This is a genomic window from Microlunatus sp. YIM B11417, assembly GCF_059617205.1.
The window spans coordinates 196,403-218,882 of the sequence record NZ_JCAMPJ010000003.1 but is presented as its reverse complement, the minus strand read 5'-3'; the positions used below and the strand labels follow the sequence as shown (position 1 = coordinate 218,882).

At 70.6% G+C, this 22,480-nt stretch carries 26 protein-coding genes; 17 read left to right on the top strand and 9 right to left on the bottom strand.

The features are described 5' to 3' along the window. Window positions 1-97: 97 nt before the first annotated feature. The gene (locus tag AC6CCG_RS16190) at window positions 98-1,099 is read right to left on the bottom strand and encodes a phytanoyl-CoA dioxygenase family protein (RefSeq protein WP_496655620.1); all 1,002 of its coding nucleotides are present in this window, start codon (window positions 1,097-1,099) and stop codon (window positions 98-100) included. Window positions 1,100-1,342: 243 nt separating this feature from the next. On the opposite strand from AC6CCG_RS16190, the gene AC6CCG_RS16185 reads away from it, so the two are divergent. Beyond that, window positions 1,343-1,780, top strand: coding sequence for a methyltransferase (locus tag AC6CCG_RS16185; protein ID WP_496655619.1), 438 nt, complete (start codon window positions 1,343-1,345; stop codon window positions 1,778-1,780). On the opposite strand, the gene AC6CCG_RS16180 is transcribed toward AC6CCG_RS16185, so the two are convergent. Together AC6CCG_RS16180 and AC6CCG_RS16175 are read right to left on the bottom strand one after the other, a co-directional pair. Next, window positions 1,781-3,283, bottom strand: a complete 1,503-nt coding sequence (locus AC6CCG_RS16180; protein ID WP_496655618.1) for an FAD-dependent oxidoreductase — start codon at window positions 3,281-3,283, stop codon at window positions 1,781-1,783. Between the two features lie 14 nt (window positions 3,284-3,297). Beyond that, window positions 3,298-3,672, bottom strand: coding sequence for a PRC-barrel domain containing protein (locus AC6CCG_RS16175; protein ID WP_496655617.1), 375 nt, complete (start codon window positions 3,670-3,672; stop codon window positions 3,298-3,300). 145 nt (window positions 3,673-3,817) lie between these two features. Between AC6CCG_RS16175 and AC6CCG_RS16170 the strand changes: the two genes are divergently transcribed. Next, window positions 3,818-4,192, top strand: coding sequence for a VOC family protein (locus AC6CCG_RS16170; protein ID WP_496655616.1), 375 nt, complete (start codon window positions 3,818-3,820; stop codon window positions 4,190-4,192). Here AC6CCG_RS16170 and AC6CCG_RS16165 read toward each other — a convergent pair whose 3' ends face one another. Beyond that, a complete protein-coding gene (locus tag AC6CCG_RS16165; protein ID WP_496655615.1) occupies window positions 4,193-4,411 on the bottom strand; it encodes a DUF2188 domain-containing protein in 219 nt (72 codons plus the stop codon). A 120-nt stretch (window positions 4,412-4,531) separates the two neighbouring features. Here AC6CCG_RS16165 and AC6CCG_RS16160 point away from each other — a divergent pair, with 120 nt between their 5' ends. Genes AC6CCG_RS16160 through AC6CCG_RS16150 form a run of 3 tightly spaced genes read left to right on the top strand, consistent with a single transcriptional unit; the run spans window position 4,532 to window position 8,104 of the window. After that, window positions 4,532-5,533 (top strand): DNA topoisomerase IB, encoded by a 1,002-nt coding sequence (locus AC6CCG_RS16160; protein ID WP_496655614.1) that lies wholly within the window; start codon window positions 4,532-4,534, stop codon window positions 5,531-5,533. A gap of 59 nt (window positions 5,534-5,592) precedes the next feature. Continuing rightward, window positions 5,593-6,534 (top strand): SDR family NAD(P)-dependent oxidoreductase, encoded by a 942-nt coding sequence (locus AC6CCG_RS16155; protein WP_496655613.1) that lies wholly within the window; start codon window positions 5,593-5,595, stop codon window positions 6,532-6,534. Continuing rightward, window positions 6,527-8,104, top strand: coding sequence for a phytoene desaturase family protein (locus AC6CCG_RS16150; RefSeq protein ID WP_496655612.1), 1,578 nt, complete (start codon window positions 6,527-6,529; stop codon window positions 8,102-8,104). Before AC6CCG_RS16155 ends, AC6CCG_RS16150 begins: the two co-directional genes overlap by 8 nt. 3 nt (window positions 8,105-8,107) lie before the next feature. Here the strand turns inward: AC6CCG_RS16150 and AC6CCG_RS16145 are convergent, their stop codons facing one another. Continuing rightward, window positions 8,108-8,593 carry an SRPBCC family protein gene (locus tag AC6CCG_RS16145; RefSeq protein ID WP_496655611.1) on the bottom strand — a complete coding sequence of 162 codons (486 nt, stop codon included), beginning with the start codon at window positions 8,591-8,593 and terminating at the stop codon, window positions 8,108-8,110. A 107-nt stretch (window positions 8,594-8,700) separates the two neighbouring features. Here AC6CCG_RS16145 and AC6CCG_RS16140 point away from each other — a divergent pair, with 107 nt between their 5' ends. From AC6CCG_RS16140 to AC6CCG_RS16130, 3 genes are read left to right on the top strand one after another with little or no spacing between them, the layout of a single operon-like run. Then, a complete protein-coding gene (locus tag AC6CCG_RS16140) occupies window positions 8,701-9,777 on the top strand; it encodes an iron-containing redox enzyme family protein (RefSeq protein WP_496655610.1) in 1,077 nt (358 codons plus the stop codon). Next, window positions 9,774-10,046 carry a CDGSH iron-sulfur domain-containing protein gene (locus tag AC6CCG_RS16135; protein ID WP_496655609.1) on the top strand — a complete coding sequence of 91 codons (273 nt, stop codon included), beginning with the start codon at window positions 9,774-9,776 and terminating at the stop codon, window positions 10,044-10,046. The genes AC6CCG_RS16140 and AC6CCG_RS16135 overlap by 4 nt, the downstream gene beginning before the upstream one ends. 38 nt (window positions 10,047-10,084) lie before the next feature. Then, window positions 10,085-11,497, top strand: coding sequence for an amidase family protein (locus tag AC6CCG_RS16130; protein ID WP_496655608.1), 1,413 nt, complete (start codon window positions 10,085-10,087; stop codon window positions 11,495-11,497). Window position 11,498: 1 nt separating this feature from the next. Here the strand turns inward: AC6CCG_RS16130 and AC6CCG_RS16125 are convergent, their stop codons facing one another. Together AC6CCG_RS16125 and AC6CCG_RS16120 are read right to left on the bottom strand one after the other, a co-directional pair. Next, on the bottom strand, window positions 11,499-12,095 hold the full coding sequence (locus AC6CCG_RS16125) for a TetR family transcriptional regulator (protein ID WP_496655607.1): 597 nt from the start codon (window positions 12,093-12,095) through the stop codon (window positions 11,499-11,501). Next, entirely contained in the window at window positions 12,092-12,466 is a 375-nt protein-coding gene (locus AC6CCG_RS16120; protein ID WP_496655606.1) for a DUF6204 family protein, read from the bottom strand. Before AC6CCG_RS16120 ends, AC6CCG_RS16125 begins: the two co-directional genes overlap by 4 nt. 236 nt (window positions 12,467-12,702) lie before the next feature. Between AC6CCG_RS16120 and AC6CCG_RS16115 the strand changes: the two genes are divergently transcribed. From AC6CCG_RS16115 to AC6CCG_RS16090, 6 genes are all read left to right on the top strand, one after another. After that, window positions 12,703-14,586, top strand: a complete 1,884-nt coding sequence (locus tag AC6CCG_RS16115) for an ABC transporter substrate-binding protein (protein ID WP_496655605.1) — start codon at window positions 12,703-12,705, stop codon at window positions 14,584-14,586. A gap of 123 nt (window positions 14,587-14,709) precedes the next feature. Continuing rightward, window positions 14,710-15,777, top strand: coding sequence for an ABC transporter permease (locus tag AC6CCG_RS16110; protein ID WP_496655604.1), 1,068 nt, complete (start codon window positions 14,710-14,712; stop codon window positions 15,775-15,777). Continuing rightward, a complete protein-coding gene (locus AC6CCG_RS16105) occupies window positions 15,774-16,625 on the top strand; it encodes an ABC transporter permease (protein WP_496655603.1) in 852 nt (283 codons plus the stop codon). The genes AC6CCG_RS16110 and AC6CCG_RS16105 overlap by 4 nt, the downstream gene beginning before the upstream one ends. Next, window positions 16,622-17,635, top strand: a complete 1,014-nt coding sequence (locus tag AC6CCG_RS16100; protein WP_496655602.1) for an ABC transporter ATP-binding protein — start codon at window positions 16,622-16,624, stop codon at window positions 17,633-17,635. Before AC6CCG_RS16105 ends, AC6CCG_RS16100 begins: the two co-directional genes overlap by 4 nt. Beyond that, the gene (locus AC6CCG_RS16095; RefSeq protein ID WP_496655601.1) at window positions 17,632-18,627 is read left to right on the top strand and encodes an ABC transporter ATP-binding protein; all 996 of its coding nucleotides are present in this window, start codon (window positions 17,632-17,634) and stop codon (window positions 18,625-18,627) included. Before AC6CCG_RS16100 ends, AC6CCG_RS16095 begins: the two co-directional genes overlap by 4 nt. Window positions 18,628-18,632: 5 nt before the next feature. Next, on the top strand, window positions 18,633-18,857 hold the full coding sequence (locus tag AC6CCG_RS16090; protein WP_496655600.1) for a hypothetical protein: 225 nt from the start codon (window positions 18,633-18,635) through the stop codon (window positions 18,855-18,857). Here the strand turns inward: AC6CCG_RS16090 and AC6CCG_RS16085 are convergent. After that, the gene (locus tag AC6CCG_RS16085; protein WP_496655599.1) at window positions 18,842-18,988 is read right to left on the bottom strand and encodes a hypothetical protein; all 147 of its coding nucleotides are present in this window, start codon (window positions 18,986-18,988) and stop codon (window positions 18,842-18,844) included. The genes AC6CCG_RS16090 and AC6CCG_RS16085 overlap by 16 nt on opposite strands. Window positions 18,989-19,059: 71 nt before the next feature. Between AC6CCG_RS16085 and AC6CCG_RS16080 the strand changes: the two genes are divergently transcribed. After that, window positions 19,060-20,037, top strand: a complete 978-nt coding sequence (locus AC6CCG_RS16080) for a GlxA family transcriptional regulator (protein WP_496655598.1) — start codon at window positions 19,060-19,062, stop codon at window positions 20,035-20,037. A 3-nt stretch (window positions 20,038-20,040) separates the two neighbouring features. On the opposite strand, the gene AC6CCG_RS16075 is transcribed toward AC6CCG_RS16080, so the two are convergent. Further along, window positions 20,041-20,622 carry a hypothetical protein gene (locus tag AC6CCG_RS16075; RefSeq protein WP_496655597.1) on the bottom strand — a complete coding sequence of 194 codons (582 nt, stop codon included), beginning with the start codon at window positions 20,620-20,622 and terminating at the stop codon, window positions 20,041-20,043. Between the two features lie 76 nt (window positions 20,623-20,698). On the opposite strand from AC6CCG_RS16075, the gene AC6CCG_RS16070 reads away from it, so the two are divergent. Both AC6CCG_RS16070 and AC6CCG_RS16065 read left to right on the top strand, forming a co-directional pair. Further along, on the top strand, window positions 20,699-21,919 hold the full coding sequence (locus AC6CCG_RS16070; RefSeq protein WP_496655595.1) for an MFS transporter: 1,221 nt from the start codon (window positions 20,699-20,701) through the stop codon (window positions 21,917-21,919). Window positions 21,920-22,148: 229 nt separating this feature from the next. Continuing rightward, window positions 22,149-22,409 carry a hypothetical protein gene (locus AC6CCG_RS16065; RefSeq protein WP_496655593.1) on the top strand — a complete coding sequence of 87 codons (261 nt, stop codon included), beginning with the start codon at window positions 22,149-22,151 and terminating at the stop codon, window positions 22,407-22,409. Window positions 22,410-22,480: the final 71 nt, after the last annotated feature.

Genomic DNA, 22,480 nt, shown 5'->3' with positions numbered 1-22,480 from the left:
GTTCAGATTTGCACTGATTCGCGCAAATTCTGTTACAGAGTAGGTACGGGCTCGCGCACCGGTCAAGAATTCATTCGATGAATCCGGCCCACTGGGTTCAGGCGCAGGCGGCGGCGTCCGGGTCCCACCGGTTGAACCGACGCTCCGAGGGGACCGCGGAGGCGGCCCGTGCCTCGTACCAGGAATCGGCCCAGGCCTGCGGATCGCGCAGTTCGGCCCCCGGATCGGCGGCGCTGCGGGCCACGAAACCCGGGTACGCGTCACGACCGGACGGCTGCCCGATCGGCTGGTAGCGCAGGTCGAAGCTCCACCGCAGATGATCACTGGTGTTGCGGTGCGCCGCGTGCGGGGTGCGCCGGTGCATGAACAGCACGTCGCCGGCCGCCATCGGCAGGTCGACCGTCTCGCCGCCCAGGTGGATCCCCGGGATCGCCAGGCCGCCCACGCCGCCGCGCCGGACACCCATCGGCGAGTTGCCCGGGCAGTGCGGCAGCACTCCCTCCCGATGCCGGCGCGGCTTCACCATCAGGCAGCCGTTGGCCGGGTCGGTGTCGCCGAGCGGCAGCCAGACGGTGACCAGGTCGGTCTCATCGGCGTCCTCGGTGATCACGCCGTTGTCCTGGTGCCATGGGGTGGCGACGTTCTTCGGTCGGCCGGTCTCCGGGTCCGGCGGCATCAGCTGCTCCGGCACCTTGAGCCGTACGTGCTGCACCGGGTTCGACCAGATCTCCGGCCCGATGATCGACTCGATCACGTCGAGGATGGCCTCGTTGCGCAGCAGCGCGAACACCGCCGGCCCGACCCAGAGCGGGGTGTCCGGCTTGGTCCCGCCCTGCGGCAGCGAGAAGTCGAAGTGCTGCGTGTGGTCCCGGCCGCTCTCGGCGAACACGGCGTTCACCCGGTCCGCGAACGGCAGCTCGGCGTACGTCGAGCTGATCACGCCCTCGGCGTGCAGCCGCTCGGCCAGGCCGTCCAGGACTCCCGCGTACTCGTTCAGCACCGGTGCAAGATCAGCATCCGGGTCGAGCAGTCCCCGCTTGAGCAGAAACCCCTCGGTCTCGAAATGGTCCAGTTCGGCGGCAGTCATTGTGCCGGTCATGATCACCCTCACGGTTGGGCCCCTGGTGACGGCAGGAACCGCGCCGTCCGTTCGACGCTAGGTCGTCGGATGTTGCCAGTCAATCGGTCGTCCCGATCCGCCCAGCGACTGGAAGATTCATTGGGCTGCTCGAGGATCCCCATTGGCAGACGTGATCGGAACTGCCCGCTGAGCAGCGACGATTCGCGTGCCCCGGAGCGGTCCTACCGGACGAGACCCCGAACGACGGAAAGGATCATTCCCATGGCAGAGCTCTCACCGCGGCTGCGGCAGATCGTCGACGCCCTCCCGCTCACCCCGGGCCTCCGGGTCCTGGAGATCGGCGGCGGCCCGGGCGCCGCCGCTCGTGCGGTCGCCGAACGGCTCACCGGCGGCGGGACGATCCTCATGATCGACCGTTCCGCGAAGGCGATCGAGCAGGCCCGCGCCGGAGCGGCGGACCTCGTCGCGGCCGGGGTGCTCCGGCTCCGCCAGGTCGCGGTCGAGGACTTCGAACTGGAGCCCGGCGAGCCCCCGTACGACCTCGCCTTCGCGGTCCGGGTCGGCGCCCTGGACGGCCGGCACCCGGTCGCCGGTGTGGCCGCCCGGGCCCGGCTCGCCGCCGCGCTGGCGCCGCACGGCCGCCTCCTCATCGACGGCGGGACGCCGCTCCGGGAGCTGGACCTGCGGTCCGGTTCATGATCATTCCGGCGGCTCGTGCCGGGCCAGCGGCTCGACCGCCGGCCCGTCCAGGACCGCTCCGTCGACGTCGAAGCGGGAGCCGTGGCAGCGACAGTCCCAGCTGGTGTCGGCCTGGTTCCAGTGCAGCGGGCAACCGAGATGGGTGCACGTCGGCGTGACGGCGTGCAAGGTGCCGCCATGATCGCGGTAGCCGCCCCGGCGATGGCCGTCGAGCAGGATCAGGCCGCCCTGGCCCGGGGCCAGGCCGGACGCCTCGCCTGCCTCGCCGAACCGGCCGCCGACGAACTCGGTGCCGACCGAGAGGTTGTCCTTGATCAACGTGCCGACCGAGGCGGCGTCGCCGATCCGGGTGGCGTCGAAGATCGACTGCCACGGGCGGTCCGGCCGCCCGGCGATCAGATCGGCCAACTGCAGGGCGGCCGCGGTGCCGCCGCTGAGGCCCCACTTGGCGAAGCCGGTCGCGGTCAGGATCCTGCTGTTGAAGGGCGTCCGGCCGACGTAGGGCAGCCGGTCCGGGGTGCGGTAGTCCTGGGCCGCCCAGCGATGCTCCACCGCCACGACGTCGAAGGCCGACCGGACCCACTCCTCGAGGTCGCGATAGCCGGCCTCGGTGTCGGTCTCCGCTCCCGGTTCATGATCGTTCCCGACCACGATCAGGCCGTCCGTCCGCCACGGCCGCAACGACCGGGTCGGGGCAGCGTCCACCGAGATCGTCATCGCCGCGGGCGCCGGACCGCGCAACGTCACCGCGAGGGCGTACGACCTCGTCGGCCGGGTCCGGGCGAAGTAGCCGCCGATGACGCCGGGCGGCAGCAGCGTGGCGAGCACGGCCCGGTCCGCGTGCACCCGTACCCCGGACTCCGCGGTGAGCCGCACCATCCCGTTCCCGCGCTCGTCGACGTCGCCGATCCGGGTCCCGTCGAAGATCATCCCGCCGGCCGCCGACACCGCCCGGGCCAGCCCGGCCAGGTAGCGGCCCGGATGCAGCAGAAGTTGATCATCGAACCGCACCGCCGCCTCGACCGGGAACGGGAGCGGCACGTCGTCGGTCCGGGTCGCCGGCAGCCCGGCCCGCCGCGCGGCTGCCACCTCGGCCTCGATCCGGTCGCGGCCCTCCCGACGGACGGCGTAGACGAAGGCGGGCAGCCGCGCCGTCTCGCAGTCGACCGGAAGCTCAGCGGCCAGCTCGGCGACCTCGGCCAGCCCGGCCTGGTTCGCCTCGGCGTAGCCGCGGGCCACCTCCACGCCGTGCCGTTCAGCCAGGTCGGCGTAGATCAGCCCGTGCTGCGCGGTCACCTTGCCGGTGGTCCGGCCGCTGGTGCCGGCGCCGATCCCGGCCGCCTCCAGGACCGCGACCCGGGCGCCGTCGCGACAGGCCAGCAGGGCGGTGGTCAGCCCGACCAGGCCGCCGCCGACGACTGCCACGTCCACCTCGAGATCGGCGGTGAGCGGCGGATGCCGCGGCAGATCGGCCGTCGCCGACCACACGCTGCCCTGCTCCATCGATCCTCCTCGGGTCAGTGCGCGGTGACGACGGTGCCGTAGTAGGTGCCGAGCTGGCCCCGGTACTCCTCGTCCTGGACGGAGGCGAACTCGGTCTCCGGCGGCGGCGCCTGGGCCACATCGTCCTTGCTCAGGTCGACCCCGACCGACTCGCGTTCCCAGTCCACCCGCTGGATCGTGCCGGCCGGCAACACCACCTGATGGCCGAAGATCCACGGCCCGGTGTCCACGACGATCCAACTGGCGTTCTCCTCGGTCGACGCGTCGGTGATCTTGCCGATCTCGCCGTCGGTGGCGTGCACCCGGAAGCCGATCAGCTTGGCCATCAACGGCCACGCCTCACCCGGCTCGGACCGGAAGTTCCACGCGTCCCAGTTCCCGATGGTCATGACCCCTCCTCGATCGCTCACTCGCCGATCCCGTACCCGGAACCGGAGCAGGTCAACCCGGTCCGACGCACGGTTTGATCGACGGCGCGGCAGGGAACTGCAGAGGAACAGTTCGTCCGTTGCCCCGACCGGAAGGTGGCCCCCGATGCCGATCGCCGTTGCCCAGTGGACCCTCGACGTCGACGACGTCGAGCGCGAGGCCGAGTTCTGGTCCGCCGCGCTCGGCTATCCGACCGAGCCGGCCCGTACCGAATCGATCCACCTGCATCCGCCGGACGGCGGCTCCGGGCCCTCGGTCTGGCTGCAGCCGACGCACGACCCGAAGCGGACCAAGAACCGGCTGCACCTCGACTTCGGCGCAGCGGACCCGGAGGCCGAGGTGGCCCGGCTGCTGGAACTCGGCGCCCGGCACTGCGACGTCGGTCAGACCGGATCGGAGAGCTTCATCGTGCTGGCCGACCCGGAAGGCAACGAGTTCTGCGTCTTCACCGAGCCGCACCCGGAACTCGACGGGCGATGATCAACTCCGGGCCGGGAGCGGCGCGTCCGGCCGGGCCTGGTCGAAGACCCGGCCGTCCTCGTCGTGGACCATGACCCGCGACGGCTGGACCCGGCGGGCCCGGTCGTTGGCCGCGACGACGGCGGCCTCCCTGCTGCCGTGCCGGCCGAGGGCTCGGCCGGCGTGTTCGATCACCCACGCGCCCCGGTCGGGCACGACGTGGAACTCCGTACGGGTCATGCGACCTCCATTCGCTCGGGACAGGCTGATCGGCGGCCGAGACCGGCTCGACCGCCAGCAAGGTACCCAGAATGGCAGGCCGGTACGACCGGATCGGGGATTTCCTGAGGACGGTTTCGGATGACCCGCCTGCGCCGGGTGACCGACCGGACCCGGGGCTGGCGGCGGCGCCGCAGGGGCCGCGGTTTCAGCTATCTCGACGAGGCCGGTTCGGCGCTGGCCGACGAGGAGCTCCGGCGCTGCCGGGCGCTGGCGATCCCGCCGGCCTGGACCGACGTCTGGATCTGCCCGGACCCGAACGGCCACCTCCAAGCCGTGGGTACGGACAGCGTGGGCCGGTCCCAGTACCTCTACCACCCGGACTGGCGCCGGCGGCAGGACGAGGCGAAGTTCGACCGGGTCCTCGGCCTCGCCGACCGGCTGCCGGCCGCGCGGCGGCGCGCCGTCCGCGACCTCAAGGCGACCGGGCTGCCGCGGGAGAAGGCGCTGGCCGCGGCCTTCCGGCTGCTCGACCGCGGCCTGTTCCGGGTCGGTTCGGAGTCGTACAAGCAGCGGTACGGCAGCCTCGGCCTGGCCTCGCTGGGCCCGGACCAGGTCCGCGTCTCGGGCGACACGATGAGCTTCGTCTTCCCGGCCAAGGCCGGCGAGCTCGCCGAGATCGAGGTCACCGACCGGCTGGCCGCCCAGGTGGTGCGGACCCTCGCCCGGCGCCGGTCGCTGCGCACCGAGCTGCTCGCGTTCCGGGACGGCCGCCGGTGGCACAACCTGACCGCGGACGACGTCAACGACTACCTGGCCACGGCGATCGGCCCGGACTTCACCGCGAAGGACTTCCGCACCTGGCACGCGACCGTTCAGGCCGGGTTGCTGCTGGCCCTGGTGGAGCGGGCCGGGACCGCGCGGCGGCGCCGGACCCAGGTCCTGCAGGTGGTCGACGAGGTCGCCGAGCGCCTCGGCAACACGCGCTCGATCGCCCGGTCCTCCTACATCCACCCGCGGGTGATCGACCTCTTCCACGAGGGCTCGGTGCTCGCTCCCGCCGTGGTGGCCGGGCTCGGCGCCGACGCCGCGCCACCGTACCCGCGGCGGATCGAGCGCGCCGTCGTCGCGCTGCTGGACTGAGTTTGTCCGCGGACCGCGGCGGGTACCCGATCGGCAACGCCGACCCCGGGTGAGGAGTGATGATGCGACGTCAGGCCCTGGTGACCGGAGCCTCGTCCGGACTCGGCCGGGCCATCGCCGTGGCCTTGGACGAGGCGGGTTTCGATGTCTGGGGAACGGTCCGTACCGAGGCCGATGCGGTGGCGCTGAGGAAGGACGGCGAGCGGATCCGGCCCGTCCTGCTCGAGTTGACCGACCCGGAGTCGATCAAGGACGCGGCCTCCCTGATCCGCGGCGGCGGGCCGCTCTCCGCGGTGATCAACAACGCCGGTGCTGCCGTACCGACTCCGTTGGAGCACGCCGATCCGGCCATGATCACCGAACTGCTGGAGACCAACGTCGTCGGCCCGCTGCGTCTCACCCAGGCACTGCTGCCCGCGCTCCGCCAGGCCCGGCACCGCCACGGCGACGCCCGGGTGATCCTCGTCGGCTCCATGATCACCGCCGTCCCGCTGCCGCTCTTCGGTCCGTACGCCCTGACCAAACACGCCCTGGTCGGCCTGACCGATTCCCTGCGCGCCGAGCTCGCCCCGGAGCGGATCCGGGTCGGCCTGATCGAGCCCGGGGTCTTCGCCACCCGGATCTGGCTGCGCGCCCATGATCAACTGCTGCGGCTGCGCCCGGGTCGCGACGACCGCTGTCGGCCGCTGCTCGGCACCGCACCGACGGTGGCCGTGCTGGCGCACCGCTACGGCGCCGAGCCGGCCCGGCTCGCCGCGGCCGTGGTCCGCAGCCTGACCCGGGCCGCACCGCCGGGCCGGCAGTCCGTGCCGGGTCACGCCCGGCTGATCGCCGCGATGACCAGGCTGCTCCCGGCCCGGATCCTGGAGGCCGGCGCCGCCGCGCTCGGCACGGACCGCGGCGCGGCCGGCTTGCGGACGCTGGCCGAACGGCTGCTCCGCCTCCGCCGGGCCCGCGGTGCCCGGACAGTGGCCCGGACCCGGGAGGCCGCCCGTGCGTGACGCGGTGATCATCGGCTCGGGACCGAACGGCCTGGTCGCCGCGAACCTGCTCGCCGACCGGGGCTGGAACGTCCTGGTGCTGGAGGCCCAGCCGGAACCCGGCGGCGCGGTCCGCTCGGACTCCGCCGTCCATCCGGGCTACGTCCACGACACCTTCAGCAGCTTCTATCCGCTGGCCGCCGTCTCCCCCGCCCTGCGCGGTCTCGGCCTGGAGGCGTTCGGACTGGACTGGGTCCAGGCGCCCGCCGTGCTCGGCCACCCGCTGCCCGACGGCGACTGGGCCTTGCTGCACAGGGATCCCGAACTCACCGCGGCGGGTCTCGATCAAGATCATCCGGGCGACGGCGACGCCTGGCTGGCGCTGTACGAGCGCTGGCGCGCTGTCGGGAACCAGCTCACGGCGGCCCTGCTCCGACCGTTCCCACCGGTCGGCCCCGGCCTCGCCCTGCTGGCTCGGCTGCGCCGGGCGGGCGGCCTCGGCTTCCTCCGGATGCTGCTCGAACCGGCCAGCACGCTCGCCGAGCGTCGGTTCGGCGGCGAGCGGGCCCGGCTGCTGCTGACCGGCCTCGCCGCCCATGCCGACATCCCACTGGCGGCGCCGGGCTCCGGCCTGATGGGCCTGCTGCTGGCCATGATCGGCCACACCCACGGCTTCCCGGTCCCCCGCGGCGGGGCCGGGGCGCTGACCCGCAGCCTGGCCGAACGGTTGGTGACCCGCGGCGGTGAACTGCGTTGCGCCAGCCGGGTGGACCAGATCCTGCTGGACCGCGGCCGGGCCGTCGGAGTCCGTACCGCGGACGGCGAGCGGATCCGGACCCGCGCAGTGCTCGCCGACGTGCCGGCGCCGAGCCTCTACGGCGACCTGATCCCGGCCGAACAGCTGCCGGCCCGGCTCCGCTCGGCAATGGCCGTGTTCGATCCGGACCCGGCGACGTTCAAGATCGACTGGGCGCTGTCCGGACCGGTGCCGTGGCAGACCCGGCCGGCCGTGGCTCCGGGCACCGTGCATCTGGCCGATTCCGCGGACGACCTCGCCCTGGCGCTGGCCCAGGTCGCGCATCATCGCGTCCCCGCGCGGCCGTTCCTGCTGGTCGGCCAGATGGCGACCACCGATCCCGGCCGAGCCCCGGCCGGTGCCGAATCGCTGTGGGCCTACACTCACCTGCCGCGGGAGATCCACGGCGACGAGGCCGGCGTGATCGGTGCCGGCCGGCTGTCCGCCGCTGATCAAGAACGGTTCGCCGACCGGGTGCAGGACCGGCTGCGGCGCTACGCGCCGGACTTCGACCGTACGGTCCTCGCCCGCCGGGTCCTCGGGCCGGCCGACCTCGAGGAGCGCAACGAGGGACTGCCCGACGGCGCGCTCGGCGGCGGCACGGCCGGCCTGCACCAGCAGTTGATCTTCCGGCCGGTGCCGGGCACCGGCCGTCCGACGACACCGTTCCGGGGCGTCTACCTGGCCTCCTCGGCGGCTCATCCGGGCGGTGCGGTGCACGGCGCCTGCGGGGCGAACGCCGCTCATGCCGCCCTCGCGGCCGCCCGCCTCGGCCGGCTCGGCCGGTCGGCCTGATGATCAGGACTGGTCCCGGTCGGTCCCCGCGGCGCCCTCGGCCAGGAACCGGAGTCGGCGCAGTGCCTCACGATTGCGGACCCGCAGCAGCCCGCGGCGTACCGGAGCCAGCACCGCCAAACCCGGGCCGGCGGCAACGTCTTCGTCGATCGAGACCACACAGCCGTCGTGGATCGGTTCGATCGTGATCACCACGGTGGCCTCGCCGGCCGGCCAGCCGCGGGCCCGCAGCACCAGCCGGCGCTCGTACTGCCACTCGAGGACCGTCGTCGTGTCGTTGAGCAACACCGGCCAGACGCCGAACGAGTGATGCAGTTCCGACCGTGGCAGCGGCCAGTCCTGGTCGACCTCGCGCATCCGGGAGGCTCCGACCACCCACCCCGGATAGAGCCAGCCGTTGCCGAGCACGGCGAAGACCTCCGCCGGCGTCGCCGTCATCCGCAGGCTGACCGTGTTGCCGCCAGGGCGATGCCCGGTCCGGGATTCCATCGGCGACTCCTCTGCTCGGCTCGCCGGACAGGTACCCGCAGGCCCCGAGCGCAAACCCGGGCCCGGCCGGCGGCGGATGTTTTCGGTGGCCGGATTGCGGGTAGTCCATGATCACGGCCGCACCGGCCGAGACGAGAGGAACGATCATGCTGCTGCCCCCACCGCGCGGACCGCTGAGCGCGGCCGTCACGGCCGCGATCCGCCGGCCGGACGACGCGCTGATCAAGGTCCCCGTCCTGGCCGAGCCCGACGCGGCGTTGCACGATCCCGACTTCCAGTTGACCCTGTGGGTGCTCTACGAGCTGCACTACCGGTCCTTCGACGACGCGCCCGATTCGGCCGAGTGGTCACCGGTCCTGCTGGCCGTTCGCGGAGCGCTCGAGTCGATCTTCGACACGGCCCTGGAGCGCGAGTGCGCCGGCCCGGTCGAACTGCTCGCCGCGGTCCCGGCCGACGACTTCCCGGACCAGCTGTTCGCCCTCGCGGAGAGCTTCGACGGGCCGCCGATCTCCGAGCACATCCAGCGGCGGGCCACCCTCGACCAGGTCCGGGAGATGCTGCTGTTGCGCAGCCTCTATCAGCTGAAGGAGGCCGATCCGCACAGCTTCGCCATCCCGCGGCTGACCGGAGCGGCGAAGGCGGCACTGGTCGAGCTGCAGTACGACGAGTACGGCGACGGCCGCGCCGACCGAGTGCACCAGGATCTGTACGCGACCGCTCTGCGCGGTGCCGGCCTCGATCCCGGCTACGGCGCCTATGTCGAGGTGGTGCCCGCGGAGACTCTGGTGATCAGCAACGTGATGTCGCGGTTCGGCCTGCACCGGGCCCGCCGCGGTGCGGCGATGGGACACCTGGCCGCGTTCGAGGCGACCAGTTCGGTGCCGAGTCGCCGTTGTGCGGCGGGTATCCGGCGGGTCGGGCTGGGCGAGGAGGTGGCCCGCTACTTCGACGAGCACGTCGAGGCCGACGCCGTTCACGAGCAGCTCGCCGTGCGCGGGATCTGCGCTGCCCTGATCAAGGAGGAGCCGGACCTGCAGCGCGACATCGCGCTCGGTGCGGTGGCCTGCCTGGTCGCCGACGACCTGACCGCCAGGCCGCTGCTGGCCGCCTGGCAGCAGGACCGGCACCTGGTCGAGCCACCGGCGCCGCCCCGGCCGATCACCGAGTTGGCCACGTCGTCATGATCAGCTGCCGGATGATCAACGTCGCCGGGACCTTCCTGCGGTGCGTCGGCGACCAGGAGCTTGACCTGGAGTCCTGCCCGGACGGCCCGCTGCTGGTCCGCGGCGCCACCATGATCATCGACGAGAACGATCACCGGCACCCGGTGCTCCGGCCGGTCGTCGCGGTCTGCCGGTGCGGGACCTCGACCGAACCGCCCTGGTGCGACGGAATGCACAAACTGGTCCAGCGCCGGGACGCCGCCTCCGACGATCACCCTTCGCGACCCTAGGACGTTCATTTATATACCGCCTCGTATATAGTTGACGCATGCGCACTGCCGGAACCGCGACCTGGATCGCCGAAGCCGTCCGCGACGGGCACGTGACCGCGAGCGAGGTGATCGAGGAACGACTGAGCCTGATCGACGCGGTCAACCCCGACCTCAACGCGATCACCCAACGGGCCGACGATGCGCTGACGGCGGCCGCGGAGCTGGACGAGCGACGGCGCCGCGGGGAAGGCCTGGGCCTGCTGGCCGGCGTGCCCGTCACCGTCAAGGAGAGCGTGGCCGTGCGCGGTCTGGCGACCACCCATGGCGCCAGGTTCTTGCGGGAACACGTCGCCCGGCAGGACGCGCCGCCGGTGGCCCGGCTGCGTGCGGCAGGCGCGGTGATCATCGGCCACACCAACATGCCGACTCTCACCCTGGCCGGCATGCACACCAGCAGCGAACTCTTCGGCGACACCCGGAACCCGTGGCACCGCGACCGGACGCCGGGCGGGTCCAGCGGCGGTGACGCCGTCGCCGTGGCCAGCGGGATGACCGCGATCGGCCTCGGCAACGACTCGGCCGGCTCGTTGCGCCTGCCGGCCAACTTCTGCGGTGTCGCCGCTCTGAAACCGAGTTCCGGGCGCTACCCGGCCGATCACCGGATCGGTCCTGACGAGCCGACGCTGGCCTCGCAGTGGTTTCCGGTGGACGGCCCGATCGCCCGGACAGTGGCCGACCTTCGTCTGGTCCACGGCGTGCTGAGCGGTGCAGATCCGACCGATCCGCGCGCCCTGCCGATCCCGCCCGACCTCGGCGGTGGAGCACCGTGCCGCGTCGCGCTGGTCCGCGACCCGGGCAGCCTCGGCCTCTCCCCCGCCGTGGCTGCCGCGCTCGACCTGGCGAGCGAGCTGCTGATCAAGGCCGGATACGAGGTACGCGACGTCGGTGAGCTTCCGGCGCAGCAGCAGGCGCTGGACACGTACGGGATCTTGATCAACACCGAGTTCGGACAGGGCTGGGAGCGGATCAAGACCGTGCTGTCACCGGAGGACCGGCGCTATCAGGAACTGGCGATGGAGCGGCGCCCGCCGGTGCCGCTGCCGGAGTATCTCGCGGCGACCGCGGCCCTGCACGGGGTCCGCCGCGCCTGGGCCGAGTTCGGCCGTGATCATGAACTCGTCCTCGGCCCGGTCTACGCCGAACCGGCACCCCGTCCCCACGCGGAGCGGGAGTCGGCCGCGGCGAACGAGCGCTACGGCCGCGCCATGGCCCTGAACGTGATCAGCACGTGTGCCGGGCTGCCGGCCGTGGCCGTACCGACCGGCGTGATCCACGGCCTGCCGGTCGGCGTGCAGCTGATCGGCCGCGCCTACCGTGAGGACGACTGCCTGGCCGCTGCGGAAGTGATCGAGCACGGCGCCGCGATGCCGGCCCCGCCGGCCGTGATCAACCTCCCGAACCGATCATGAATCAGGCTCGGACCGCTGCGGTGAACAGCGCCACCAGCTCGTCGGTGACCGCGTCCGGATCGTCCGGCGGGTCGAGCAGCACCAGCGAGTCCAGAGCCGCCTGGATGACCCGGGCCGTCAGGTCCACGTCGAGGTCCCGGATCGTGCCGGCCTCGATCCCGCGGCGCAACAGGTCCGCCAGCGGCGCCACGCCCGCCTCGACCCGTCCCTGGTAGGAACCCGCGCGACGGGCTTCCTGATAGCGCGTGATCGCGACCAGTGCCCGGGTCTCCGCCGGCTGCTCGACCACGTACCGCACGGTCGCGCGGAGATGGCCGCCCAGCGCGGCCAGGGGTTCCAGGTCAGCATCGACCGAGCTGTTGATCATGATCGAGGCCCTGTCGATCAAGGACTCCCGGACGGCATCGACGAACTCGTCCCGGCCGGCGAAGTTGCCGTGGAACGCACCGCGCGTGTAGCCGGCCGTCTCGGCCAGGAGGTCCAGCGAGACGTCGGCGACCGGGGTCTCGGCCCACAGCGCCACGGCCGCCTCGATCAGACCCTGCCGGGTCGCGGCACGGCGCTCCGCCTGGGTGCGCCGCGCCCGCCGGCCCGTCATCGGCCGGACCCCGCTCCGCCCTTCCGGTTGATCTTGAGATCCTCGAGGCACGATGCCGAGAACTGCGGATCACCCAGCCCGAGCCCGAACCCGGCCAGAATCTCGGTGATCCGGTCCCGGGCCACCAGGCCGGCCAGTGCATCGGCGTCAGCCGGGTCCGCCTCGTCGGTCGCGACCTGGACGCGCCCGACCCAGCCGTGCAGCCCGGGCTCGTAGCTCAGCGTTCCCGCATCGGTGAACGCAGCGTCCAGCACCGTGTGCCGCTCGGCCTCGCCGAGCAGCCGCTCCCGCTGTTCCTCCGACAGGTCACCGAAGCGGCCACGCAGGATGACCCGGTAGGTACGGCGTTGCACAGCAGCCCTCTCTTCCATCGAGATTTTCATACGTGATCGTATATTTCTGATCCTTCATGATCAAGCTCGGGCGAATCCGGAAGGTTCCAGACGGACGAGAATGTTCGTCGGACGGACAGGCTGGGCGACGTTGTGATCATCGGCGCGACAACCTTGATCAAATTCCTCCATCCCCTTTACTAATGCGGTTCTCCTCGGTCATGATCGGTCTTGCCCATCCACGCGGACGGCCTCGGGGCCGAGGAGGATCAACGATGTCCTTACATCGAACGGTTGTGCGCGCCAGAAAACACCTGCTGGCGGTGATCGCCGCCTGTACGGCGCTGATCTTGATGGCGGCCTGCACGGCCGGCACTGCCGGTGGCGGCACCCCGGGCGGCGGCGCCAACTCCGGTGGCACCGCACCGGGCGACTCGAGCAAGTTTCTGACGTTCTTTCCCTGCTGCAGTTGGAATACGACCTGGTCCTTCAACCCGTACAACGTGAACGGGCTCGGTATCCAGAACGACTTCGTCACACTGCGGCTGGCGATCGTCAAGTCGCCCAGCCTGACCGAGTTCATCCCGCAGCTCGCCGACACCTGGGAGATCGTCGACGGCAAGCTCAACGTCCACCTGCGCGAGGACGCGAAGTGGCAGGACGGCACGCCGCTGACCAGCAAGGACCTGCACGACACCGCGATCCTCAACGCGCTGCGCGGCGACGGATTCTGGAACGACATCACCAGCGTCGACATCGTCGATGATCACACCGTCGCCTTCACCCTGAAGAAGGGTCAGCCGGAATCCCTGGCCAAGTTGGACATTCTCAACGCGATCCGGCCCTATCCGTCCAGCGTGTACGGCAAGCTCGTCACCGACGAGCTGAAGCAGGACGTGATCACGTACTACACGACGGCGCACGAGGATCCGGAGAAGGCCGGCAAGCTGCCGGAGTTCAAGCGGATGAGCGCGGTGTTCAAGGACCTGGCCGCGATGAAGGTGGAGAAGCTGATCGGCAACGGCCCGTTCCAGCTGGAGAACATCACCACCAAGGAGGCCAAGCTGGTCAAGTGGGACGGCTTCTGGGACGCGAGCAAGATCACGTTCGCCGGGATCCGCTACCTGAACGGCTCGACCCAGACGGTCTACCCGCAGCTCTTCAGCGGCAACGTGCACTTCTCCAACGTCTACATGCCGCCGCCGATCCTGCAGCGCTGGAAGAAGACCCCGGACTCCAACACCGCGCTGCCGCTGGCCTTCGGCTTCACGATGCTGTTCAACAGCAACCGCAAGCCGCTCGACTCCAAGGCGGTCCGGCAGGCGCTGGCGTACGTGATCCCGCGGCAGCAGATCAGCGAGGCCGCCTACGGCACCGACGAAGCGGCCGGCGGCACCTGGAAGGAAGTCAACACCGGCATCTCGCCTTCCCTGGAAGCGATCTATCTCGACCAGGGCAAGCTCGACCAGTTGAACAAGTACCCGGTGGACGAGGCCAAGGCGACCGCGCTGCTGGAGGGCGAGGGCTTCACCAAGAAGGGTGATCAATGGCTCAAGCCGGACGGCCAGCCGTTCACGCTGACCTTCATCGCCAACGCCGAGACCACCGACATCGTCACCTCCTTCAACTCCGCGGCCAAGGCGCTGACGGCCTTCGGGATCAAGTCCGAGGTCAACGCGACCTCCGGTGCACAGCAGAACGCCGACCAGCACAACGGCGACTTCGACATCGGCTCCGGCTTCGTCGGCGGCAACAACCCGCTCGGCATGTACAACTCGTTGCTGGGCCCGGGCTACAACTTCACCAAGCAGGGCAACTACGCCGGCAAGCGCGGGATCGGCTTCGGCCCGACGAAGAATGTCCCGGGACTCGGTGAGGTCGACGTCGTCAGCACCATCGACGGCCAGGTCCGCGCCATCGAACCGGGCCCGGAGATGAACGCGCAGGTGTGGAACTGGGCGCAGCTGGTCAACGAGGAGGTCCCGTACATCTGGTACGCGACCAAGGTGTACCAGTTCCCCTTCTCCACCAAGGAATTCACCAACTGGCCGCCGCTGAACGACAAGAACACCAGCGAACTGTGGGACATCATCGCCGCCGACATGAACGGAGGCGTCTCGCTGGCGATCCAGCAGGGCTTCATCACCCCGAAGCCCTAGTGCCGAACGCGCGCTGAGCTTGTCGAGGTGCCAAGCCGCACCGGGCTCGCCCTTCGCCAAGCTCAGGGAGCGTGGTCAACCTCCCCCGTCACCCGGTGACACCCCCTAATCCGGAAGGCGCCGATGGTTTCCTATGTCGCGAAGCGACTCGCGATGTCGCTGTTGATCATCTTCATCGTCATCTCGCTGTCCTTCTTCATGATCCGGCTGATGCCGGGCAATCCGATGGCGGCGCTCGAGGCGCAGCTGCGGATGCAGGGCGGCCTGAGTGAGGTCGAGATCCAGCAACGGATCAACGCCGTCTACGGGGTGACTCCGAATGCTCCGGTCGGCGAGCAGTACCTGCAGTACGTGTGGGGCGCGATCCGCGGCGACCTCGGGGTGCCGATCACCAACCCCGGGACCACCGTGGTCGCCGTGATCGCCGAGGCGCTGCCGTGGACGATCATGGTCGTCGCGGTCTCCCTGATCGTCAGCTTCTTGATCGGGATCGCCATCGGCGCCGTGATGGCGGCCTTCCAGAACAGCCGGTTCTCCCAGGCGATGACGTTCATCGTGTCGTTCCTGAGCGCCGTGCCCAGCTATCTGGTGGCGATCGCGCTGCTCTACTTCCTGACCAGCGTCTACCAGATCTTCCCCTCCGGCGGCGCGTACGGCGTCGACGTCACCCCCGGCTTCAACGGGCCGTACCTGCTCAGCGTGTTGTACCACGCCTTTCTGCCCATCGTGGCGTCGGTGATCACGTCGTTCGGCGGCTGGGCCCTCGGCATGAAGGGCAGCGCGATCTCGGTGCTCGGCTCGGAGTACGTCCGGGCCGCCGAGGCTCGCGGCCTGAGCGACCGCCGGATCACCCAGTCCTACGTCGGCCGCAACTCGATGCTGCCGATGGTCACCCAGCTGGCCCTCTCGATCGGCTTCATGTTCGGCGGCTCGGTCTTCATCGAGACCTACTTCCAGTACCCGGGGATCGGGTTCTACATGATCCAGTCGGTCGGCCAGCGCGACTACTCGCTGATGATGGGCTGCTTCCTGTTGATCACCGTCTCGGTGATCATCACCAACCTGCTGGTCGACCTGCTGTATCCGCTGGTCGATCCGCGGATCGCCAACCCGGCGGCCCGCCGGCGGGCCGCGGACAAGCCGCCGGAGCCGGACAAGGAAGTGCTGCCGGCGGGAGGTTCGGTGGCATGAGATTCCTCAGTGACCTGTGGCGGATCCTGCGCAACGACAAGGGCGCACTGATCGGCGGCGTGATCGTCTGCATCTACGGCCTGGTGGCGATCTTCGGGCCGATCTTCGTTCAGGTGGGCGACGAGCAGGACGCCAGCCAGGCCTACCAGCCGCCGTCCTGGAAGCACCCGCTCGGCACCGACTCGCTCGGTCAGGGTGTGCTCGAGCAGATCATCGTCGGCACCCAGCCGATCATGATCGTCGGTGTCCTGTCGGCGGTGATCACGATCTTCGTCGGAGTGGCGGTCGGGCTGCTGACCGGCTACATCGGCGGGGTCGTCGACACGATCATCATGCGGATCACCGACATCTTCCTGACCATCCCCGGGCTGCCGCTGATCATCGTGCTGGCCAGCGTCATCCACACGACCAACCCGTTCGTGCTGGCCTGCATCCTGTCGATCACCGCGTGGGCGGGTCTGGCCCGGGCGATCCGGTCCCAGGCGATGAGCCTGCGCAGCAGCGACTTCGTCGAGGCGGCCCAGCTCCAGGGTGTCTCGCTCGGCAACATGATCGGCCGCCAGCTGCTGCCGAACGTCGGCCCGTACGTCGCGATCCACTTCCTGCTCGCGATCACCGGAGCGATCTACGCCTCGGTCGGGCTCTTCCTGCTCGGGGTGGCCCCGATCAGCGGCAACAACTGGGGCATCATGATCAACCTGGCGATGGCGCAGGGTGCGCTGTACACCACCGACAGCGCCTTCTACCTGTTCTCCCCGATGGCCGCCATCGTCATCCTGCAGGTGTCCTTCGTGTTCTTCTCCCGCGCGCTCGACAGCGTGTTCAACCCGAGGCTGCGTGTCCAGTGACCACAGATGATCAAACCCTGCTCGAGGTCGACGACCTGACCGTGGCCTTCGGTGACGGCCCGGGCTCGGTGCGGGCGGTCGAGAACGTCAGCCTCACCGTCGGCGCCGGTGAGATCTACGCGCTGGTCGGCGAGTCCGGCTGCGGCAAGTCCACGCTGGCGTACTCGCTGCTGCAGATCCTGCCCCCGCCCGGCCGGATCACCGGCGGCACCGTACGGTTCCGTAGCCAGGACATCACCACGCTGGCGAAGCGGGAGCTGAACGCGCTCCGCGGCGCCGAGCTCGCGATGGTCTTCCAGGGCGCGATGAACGCGTTCAACCCGGTCCTGACGATCGGCACCCAGGTGGACCACATCCTGCAGGCCCATCCCGAGGTGTTCGCCGATCCGAAGGACGGCCGGGAATACTTCCGGCACCTGCTCGACCTGGTCCAGCTGCCGCCGGACCGGATCTGGAAGGCGTACGAGAGCCAGCTGTCCGGTGGCATGAAGCAGCGGGTCGCGATCGCCGTCGCCCTTCTGCTGCGGCCGTCGGTGGTGATCCTGGACGAGCCGACCACGGCGCTGGACGTGTTGAACCAGCGGCTGGTGATCGACATCCTCAAGGACCTGCACCGGAGTCTCGGCGTGACGATCATCTTCGTCACCCACGACCTGGCGGTGGTCGCCGAGCTCGCCACCCGGGTCGCGGTGATGTACGCCGGCCGGCTGGTGGAGTCGGGCACCGTCGAGGAGATCTTCAAGGCCGGCCGCCGGCACCCGTACGTGGAGGCGTTGATCAACGCGATCCCGAGCGTGCTGGACGCCGGTCTCCGGGTCCGCCCGATCGGCGGCGCGGTGCCCAACCTCGCCGAGCTGCCGGCCGGCTGCCGGTTCGCGCCACGCTGCGCGCGCGCCGAGGAGCTCTGTCACGAGACGGAGCCGCCGCTGCTCGATGATGATCATGGACATCTGGTGGCCTGCCACGTCGTCAACCGCAGGTCCGAACTGGTGGAGGTGTCGAAGGCGTGAGTCTGCTCGAGATCGAAGAGGTCACCCACACGTACGCCTCCGGCACCGGCCGGCCGGTGCTGCACGACGTCAACCTGTCGACCGGCGAGGGCGAGATCGTCGCCCTGGTCGGCGAGTCCGGCTGCGGCAAGACCACGCTGGGCCGGCTGATCGCCGGGCTGCACGAGCCCAGTAGTGGCCGGATCTCCTTCGACGGCACGGACATCGCGCGGCTGCGCGGCAAGCAGCGCCGGCACTGGCGGCGCCGGGTGCAGATGGTGCACCAGGACCCGTACGGGTCGCTGAACCCCGGCCTGACCATCGGCAGCACGCTGGCGCCCGGGATCCTGGAGCACAAGCTGGCCACCTGGCGCACCGTGCAGCGGGAGATGATCAAGCTGTTGCAGCAGGTCGGGCTGGATGCCACGCCGGCGTTCCTGCAGCGCTACCCGCACCAGTTGTCCGGCGGTCAGCGGCAGCGGGTGTCGATCGCCCGGGCGATCAGTCTGCAGCCGAGCCTGATCGTCGCCGACGAGGTGACCAGCATGCTCGACGTGTCGATGCGGGTGGCCATCCTCGATCTGCTGCTGTCCTTCCAGCGTGACCGCGGCATCGGGTACGTGTTCATCAGCCACGACTTCGGGGTGGTCCGCTACTTCGCCCAGGGCGGCCGGATCGCGGTGATGTTCTTCGGCTACATCGTCGAGGAGGGCCCGGTGGAGGAGTTGATCACTGCGCCGAAGCATCCGTACACCCATATGCTGCTGCAGGCGATCCCGGTGCCGGACCCGGTGCTGGTCCGCAAGCGCGACGAGGAGGGCCGGGACCCCGAACGCATGATCGGCGAGCCGGCGACCACCGGCTGCGTGTTCGCCAACCGCTGCCCGCTGGTGCAGGACGTCTGCCGGAAGCAGTCCCCGCAGCTGACCGAGATCGGTTCCGGCCACCGGTCGGCCTGCCACTTCTCCGACGAGGTGCCGCCCCTGGTCCACCTCACCGACGACGCGGCCTGAGGACGATGATCATGATGAAGACCGCCGCCCGGGTGCTGCTCCGGATGGGCCTCGGTCTGTTGATCATCTGCGTCGTCATCCGCCCGGCGATCCGTACCGAGCAAGGGATGATGGGCGACAACCTGGCCATCATCGCCTGTCTGCTCCTGATCATCACCGCCGTGCTCGGCCTCAAGTTCGCCCCGGACGACAAGCTCGGCAGCACGGACGCGGGTCAGCGGCGCCGCTGATCACGGAGCCGGCTCACCCAGGCGCGGACCTCATGTCCGAGCGGGCGCTCGAGCAGCCAGCCGAGCCCGAGCAGGGCCGTCAGCCCGACGCCTCCGGCCGCCACCGCGATCAGGAACGTGCCGATCTCCATGACCGCCATGCTTCCGGCGAAGGCCGCGCCAACCCAGTGGCAAGAATGACATGATCCGATAGATTCTGGTCATGCACGTCGTTGCGGTGGTGACCCTGGACGGGGCCGGCGGGATCGACATCGCCATGCCCTGCATGATCTTCGGCCAGACCTACCCCCGGCCGCACCGGCATGGCGAGCGATCCCTGTACGACGTGCGGGTCTGCGGCCCCGAGGTGACCACGACGTTCTCCGGCGGCCGGAAGACGTTCAAGGTCACGCCGCCGTACCCCCTGGAGGAGGCCGCCGGCGCCGACACGATCCTGGTGCCCGGCCTGAACCCGCACGACGTGCCGCCACCGCCGGAGATCATCGACCTGCTGCGCGACGCGCACCGCCGCGGGGTCCGGATCGGCTCCATCTGCAACGGCGTCTTCGTGCTCGCCGCAGCCGGACTGCTGGACGGCCGCCGGGCCGCCGTGCACTGGGGCCACGCCGCCGAGCTCGCCGCGCACTATCCGGCCATCCAGGTCGAGGACTCGGTCCTCTACATCGACGACGGCGACATCGTCACCTCGGCCGGCGGCGCGGCCGCGCTGGACCTCTGCCTGCACCTGGTCCGGCGCGACTTCGGCTCCGCCGTGGCCGCCCAGACTGCGCGGCTCACGGTGATGCCGCTGCAGCGCGACGGCGGCCAGGCCCAGTTCATCCACCACGCCGAGCCCGAGTCGGGCGGCAGCCTCGAGCCGGTCATGCAGTGGATGGAGGACCGACTCGATCACGACCTGACCCTGACCGAGATCGCCGAGCGGGCGGCGACCAGCGTACGGACGCTCAACCGCACGTTCCGGGCCCAGACCGGCACCACGCCGTTGCAGTGGCTGATCCAGCGGCGGCTGCAACGGGCCCGGGAGTTGCTGGAGACGACCGACCTCCCGGTCGAGGAGATCGCCTCCCGGGCCGGGTTCGGCACCGCCATCGGGCTCCGGCAGCACTTCCGTCGCGTGGTCGGCACCACTCCCCTCGCCTACCGGCGGTCCTTCGCACCGGTCCCGGCGCGTTCCGGCTGAGCCTCAGGACCGGACGACGCCGCGGCGTACGCGGATGATCACCGTCATGGTCAGGCTGAGCAAGATCAGATAGACCGGGAAGGCCCAGGACTTCGGCGCCCAGTCGATCAAGGTCAGCAGGGTCAGGGTGCCGTTGACCCCGACCAGGACGTAGAACAACGCGCTCTCCGACCGCGGGTCCGCCCACGCCTTCCGTACGGTCGGCACGGCACCCACCGCATCGGCGAGCACGGCGAACACCACCGCGACCGGTGCCGCGTCCATCCCCAGCCAGATGATCAACGAGAGCACGGCGACCGCACCGCAGCCGAGGTCGAACCCGGTCAGCCGCACCGTCGCCTTCCGGTTGACGAAAGAGGCGATCAGTACCAGCAGCGGCCCGACGCCGATGGCCAGCGTCGACACCGCGGGCAGGCCGACCTGGCTGTCCAGCTGGGCGAAGAAGCCGATCAAGGGTGCCGCGGCCCAGAGCGTCCAGGTGACCCGGTTCGGGCTCGTCCATCCGCGCAGGGTGCCGATCGCGTACCGGATCGTGCCGGTCAGACCGATGGCTGCGGCCAGGAAGACGAAATGCGGATCGATCATCGAGATGCCTCGTCTGGTCGGACTTGCGACCCTATCGACCGGAGTGAGGGTGCGGCCGACTGGGTAGAGAAGTCTGGTGACCACGCCCCGCGTACGACTCGACGAGAGCGCCGGCTACCAGCCCGCCGCTCGCACTCTGCTGCCCGGTGTCGCCCTGGTCGCGGTCACGTTCGGCCTGGCCCGGTACGGCTACGGCCTGTTGTTGCCGGAGATGCGGTCGGAGTTCTCGCTCGGTGAGGGGGCGGCCGGACTGATCGCGTCGGCGACCTATGCCGCCTATCTGATCGCGAACGTGGCCGTCGTCGTCCTGATGAAACGCTTCGGTTCCAAGATCACGATCGGCCTCTCGGCAGCCCTCGCGGCCGGCGGCATGGTGATCATGGCGGTCGCGTCCGACCCCGCGGCGCTGACCTGCGGCGTACTGGTCGCCGGTGCCGCCTCCGGCCTGGCCCTGCCGCCGTACTCGGGCCTGGTCGCCTCCCGGGTGGAACCACGCCGCCGGGACCGGGTGTGGCCGGCGATCAGCTCCGGAACCGGCTGGGGCGTCGCCCTGGCCGGACCGATCGCGATCATGGCCGGCGACCGCTGGCGCCTGGTGTGGGCCGCCTTCGTCGTGGCTGCGGTCGCCGTCGGCGCCGCCGCCGTCCTGCTGGCCCCGGCCAGGGACAGCGGCTCGGCGCGCATGCCTCAATTGAGTCCGAGCTGGTTCCTCTGCCCGAAGTCGCGGCCGCTGCTGGTCTCGGCGGTACTGCTCGGCCTGGGCAGCGCGGTGTGGTGGGCGTTCTGCGTCGATGCCCTGCGCGAAGCCGGCCACGGAGCGACCACGGCCCGGATCGTCTACGCCGGTTGCGGTGCGGCCGGCATCCTCGCCACCCTCGGCGGCAGCGCGCTCGGGCGGTGGGGTCTGCGCCGCGGCTACCTGACCAGTTGCCTGCTGCTGGCCGGTTCGCTGGCCCTGCTGGGTCTCGCGATCGGCCACCTCGCGACGGCCACGGCGGCCGCGATCCTCTTCGGCGTCTTCTACAACGGCGTTCTCGCCGCCCAGGGGATCTGGAGCTCCCGGGTCTTCTCCGGCCATCCGGTCGCCGGCCTGGCCGCCGTCAACGTCGCGGTCACCCTGGGCACCCTGACCGGACCCGCGCTGGCCGGCCTCGGCGCCGGCCGGTACGGCTACGGTCCCGCGCTCGTGGCCGCCGCGGCCGTGGTCGCCCTGGCCATCCCGTTCTGCCCGCCCGGGGCCCGCCGCCGCCGCAAGCTCGCCGAACACGACTGCCACCATGCCCCCGTCCGTCCATGATCACGCGCTGATCGTCCGCGCCCGCGAGCCGTGCGGACTGCGCCCGATCCGGTGACGGCCGCACAGGTCCGGGAGCCGACGGTTGCGGCAGGCGCCGACCGACGTCGGCCTGGTCGGGGTCGAGACCTTCGCCGGCGGCTCCTACCTGGTCACCTACGCCACAGCGACGTGAGCGCATAACGCTGTTATTGTCGTGGGTCCGAGCCAGCCCACCGACAAGGAAGCAACCGTGCACCCACTGGCGTTCCCGATCGGCCCGATCGAGTTGATCCTGATCATGATCATCGCCCTGCCGGTGATCATCGGCGCGATCGTGCTGATCATCGCCCTGTCCCGTCGCCAGCGCGGCACGCCGCCGCAGAGACCCCCGTACCCGGCCGCGCCGCCCGGTCCGGCCGGCCACGGACGGCCGCCGGCACCGGGTTGGCAGCCTCCGCCACCTCCGCCGCCGGGACCGGCCGGTCCCGGTGACGGCCAGGCATCCCACTAGGCCCACGCCCGCTACCCCACCGTCCCGGCATGCGGTCCGGCCGGGACCAGCGTTCCTGCGGCGCGGACCGG

What these genes read in the sequence shown, in the direction of transcription:
- AC6CCG_RS16115 (WP_496655605.1), top strand. Translation starts at nt 12,703, where the DNA reads ATGTCCTTACATCGAACGGTTGTGCGCGCCAGAAAACACCTGCTGGCG.
- AC6CCG_RS16175 (WP_496655617.1), bottom strand. Translation starts at nt 3,672, where the DNA reads ATGACCATCGGGAACTGGGACGCGTGGAACTTCCGGTCCGAGCCGGGT.
- AC6CCG_RS16155 (WP_496655613.1), top strand. Translation starts at nt 5,593, where the DNA reads ATGATGCGACGTCAGGCCCTGGTGACCGGAGCCTCGTCCGGACTCGGC.
- AC6CCG_RS16130 (WP_496655608.1), top strand. Translation starts at nt 10,085, where the DNA reads ATGCGCACTGCCGGAACCGCGACCTGGATCGCCGAAGCCGTCCGCGAC.
- AC6CCG_RS16140 (WP_496655610.1), top strand. Translation starts at nt 8,701, where the DNA reads ATGATCACGGCCGCACCGGCCGAGACGAGAGGAACGATCATGCTGCTG.
- AC6CCG_RS16185 (WP_496655619.1), top strand. Translation starts at nt 1,343, where the DNA reads ATGGCAGAGCTCTCACCGCGGCTGCGGCAGATCGTCGACGCCCTCCCG.
- AC6CCG_RS16110 (WP_496655604.1), top strand. Translation starts at nt 14,710, where the DNA reads ATGGTTTCCTATGTCGCGAAGCGACTCGCGATGTCGCTGTTGATCATC.
- AC6CCG_RS16120 (WP_496655606.1), bottom strand. Translation starts at nt 12,466, where the DNA reads ATGGAAGAGAGGGCTGCTGTGCAACGCCGTACCTACCGGGTCATCCTG.
- AC6CCG_RS16080 (WP_496655598.1), top strand. Translation starts at nt 19,060, where the DNA reads ATGCACGTCGTTGCGGTGGTGACCCTGGACGGGGCCGGCGGGATCGAC.
- AC6CCG_RS16125 (WP_496655607.1), bottom strand. Translation starts at nt 12,095, where the DNA reads ATGACGGGCCGGCGGGCGCGGCGCACCCAGGCGGAGCGCCGTGCCGCG.
- AC6CCG_RS16190 (WP_496655620.1), bottom strand. Translation starts at nt 1,099, where the DNA reads ATGACCGGCACAATGACTGCCGCCGAACTGGACCATTTCGAGACCGAG.
- AC6CCG_RS16085 (WP_496655599.1), bottom strand. Translation starts at nt 18,988, where the DNA reads ATGGAGATCGGCACGTTCCTGATCGCGGTGGCGGCCGGAGGCGTCGGG.
- AC6CCG_RS16075 (WP_496655597.1), bottom strand. Translation starts at nt 20,622, where the DNA reads ATGATCGATCCGCATTTCGTCTTCCTGGCCGCAGCCATCGGTCTGACC.
- AC6CCG_RS16160 (WP_496655614.1), top strand. Translation starts at nt 4,532, where the DNA reads ATGACCCGCCTGCGCCGGGTGACCGACCGGACCCGGGGCTGGCGGCGG.
- AC6CCG_RS16135 (WP_496655609.1), top strand. Translation starts at nt 9,774, where the DNA reads ATGATCAGCTGCCGGATGATCAACGTCGCCGGGACCTTCCTGCGGTGC.
- AC6CCG_RS16180 (WP_496655618.1), bottom strand. Translation starts at nt 3,283, where the DNA reads ATGGAGCAGGGCAGCGTGTGGTCGGCGACGGCCGATCTGCCGCGGCAT.
- AC6CCG_RS16105 (WP_496655603.1), top strand. Translation starts at nt 15,774, where the DNA reads ATGAGATTCCTCAGTGACCTGTGGCGGATCCTGCGCAACGACAAGGGC.
- AC6CCG_RS16145 (WP_496655611.1), bottom strand. Translation starts at nt 8,593, where the DNA reads ATGGAATCCCGGACCGGGCATCGCCCTGGCGGCAACACGGTCAGCCTG.
- AC6CCG_RS16165 (WP_496655615.1), bottom strand. Translation starts at nt 4,411, where the DNA reads ATGACCCGTACGGAGTTCCACGTCGTGCCCGACCGGGGCGCGTGGGTG.
- AC6CCG_RS16090 (WP_496655600.1), top strand. Translation starts at nt 18,633, where the DNA reads ATGATCATGATGAAGACCGCCGCCCGGGTGCTGCTCCGGATGGGCCTC.
- AC6CCG_RS16170 (WP_496655616.1), top strand. Translation starts at nt 3,818, where the DNA reads ATGCCGATCGCCGTTGCCCAGTGGACCCTCGACGTCGACGACGTCGAG.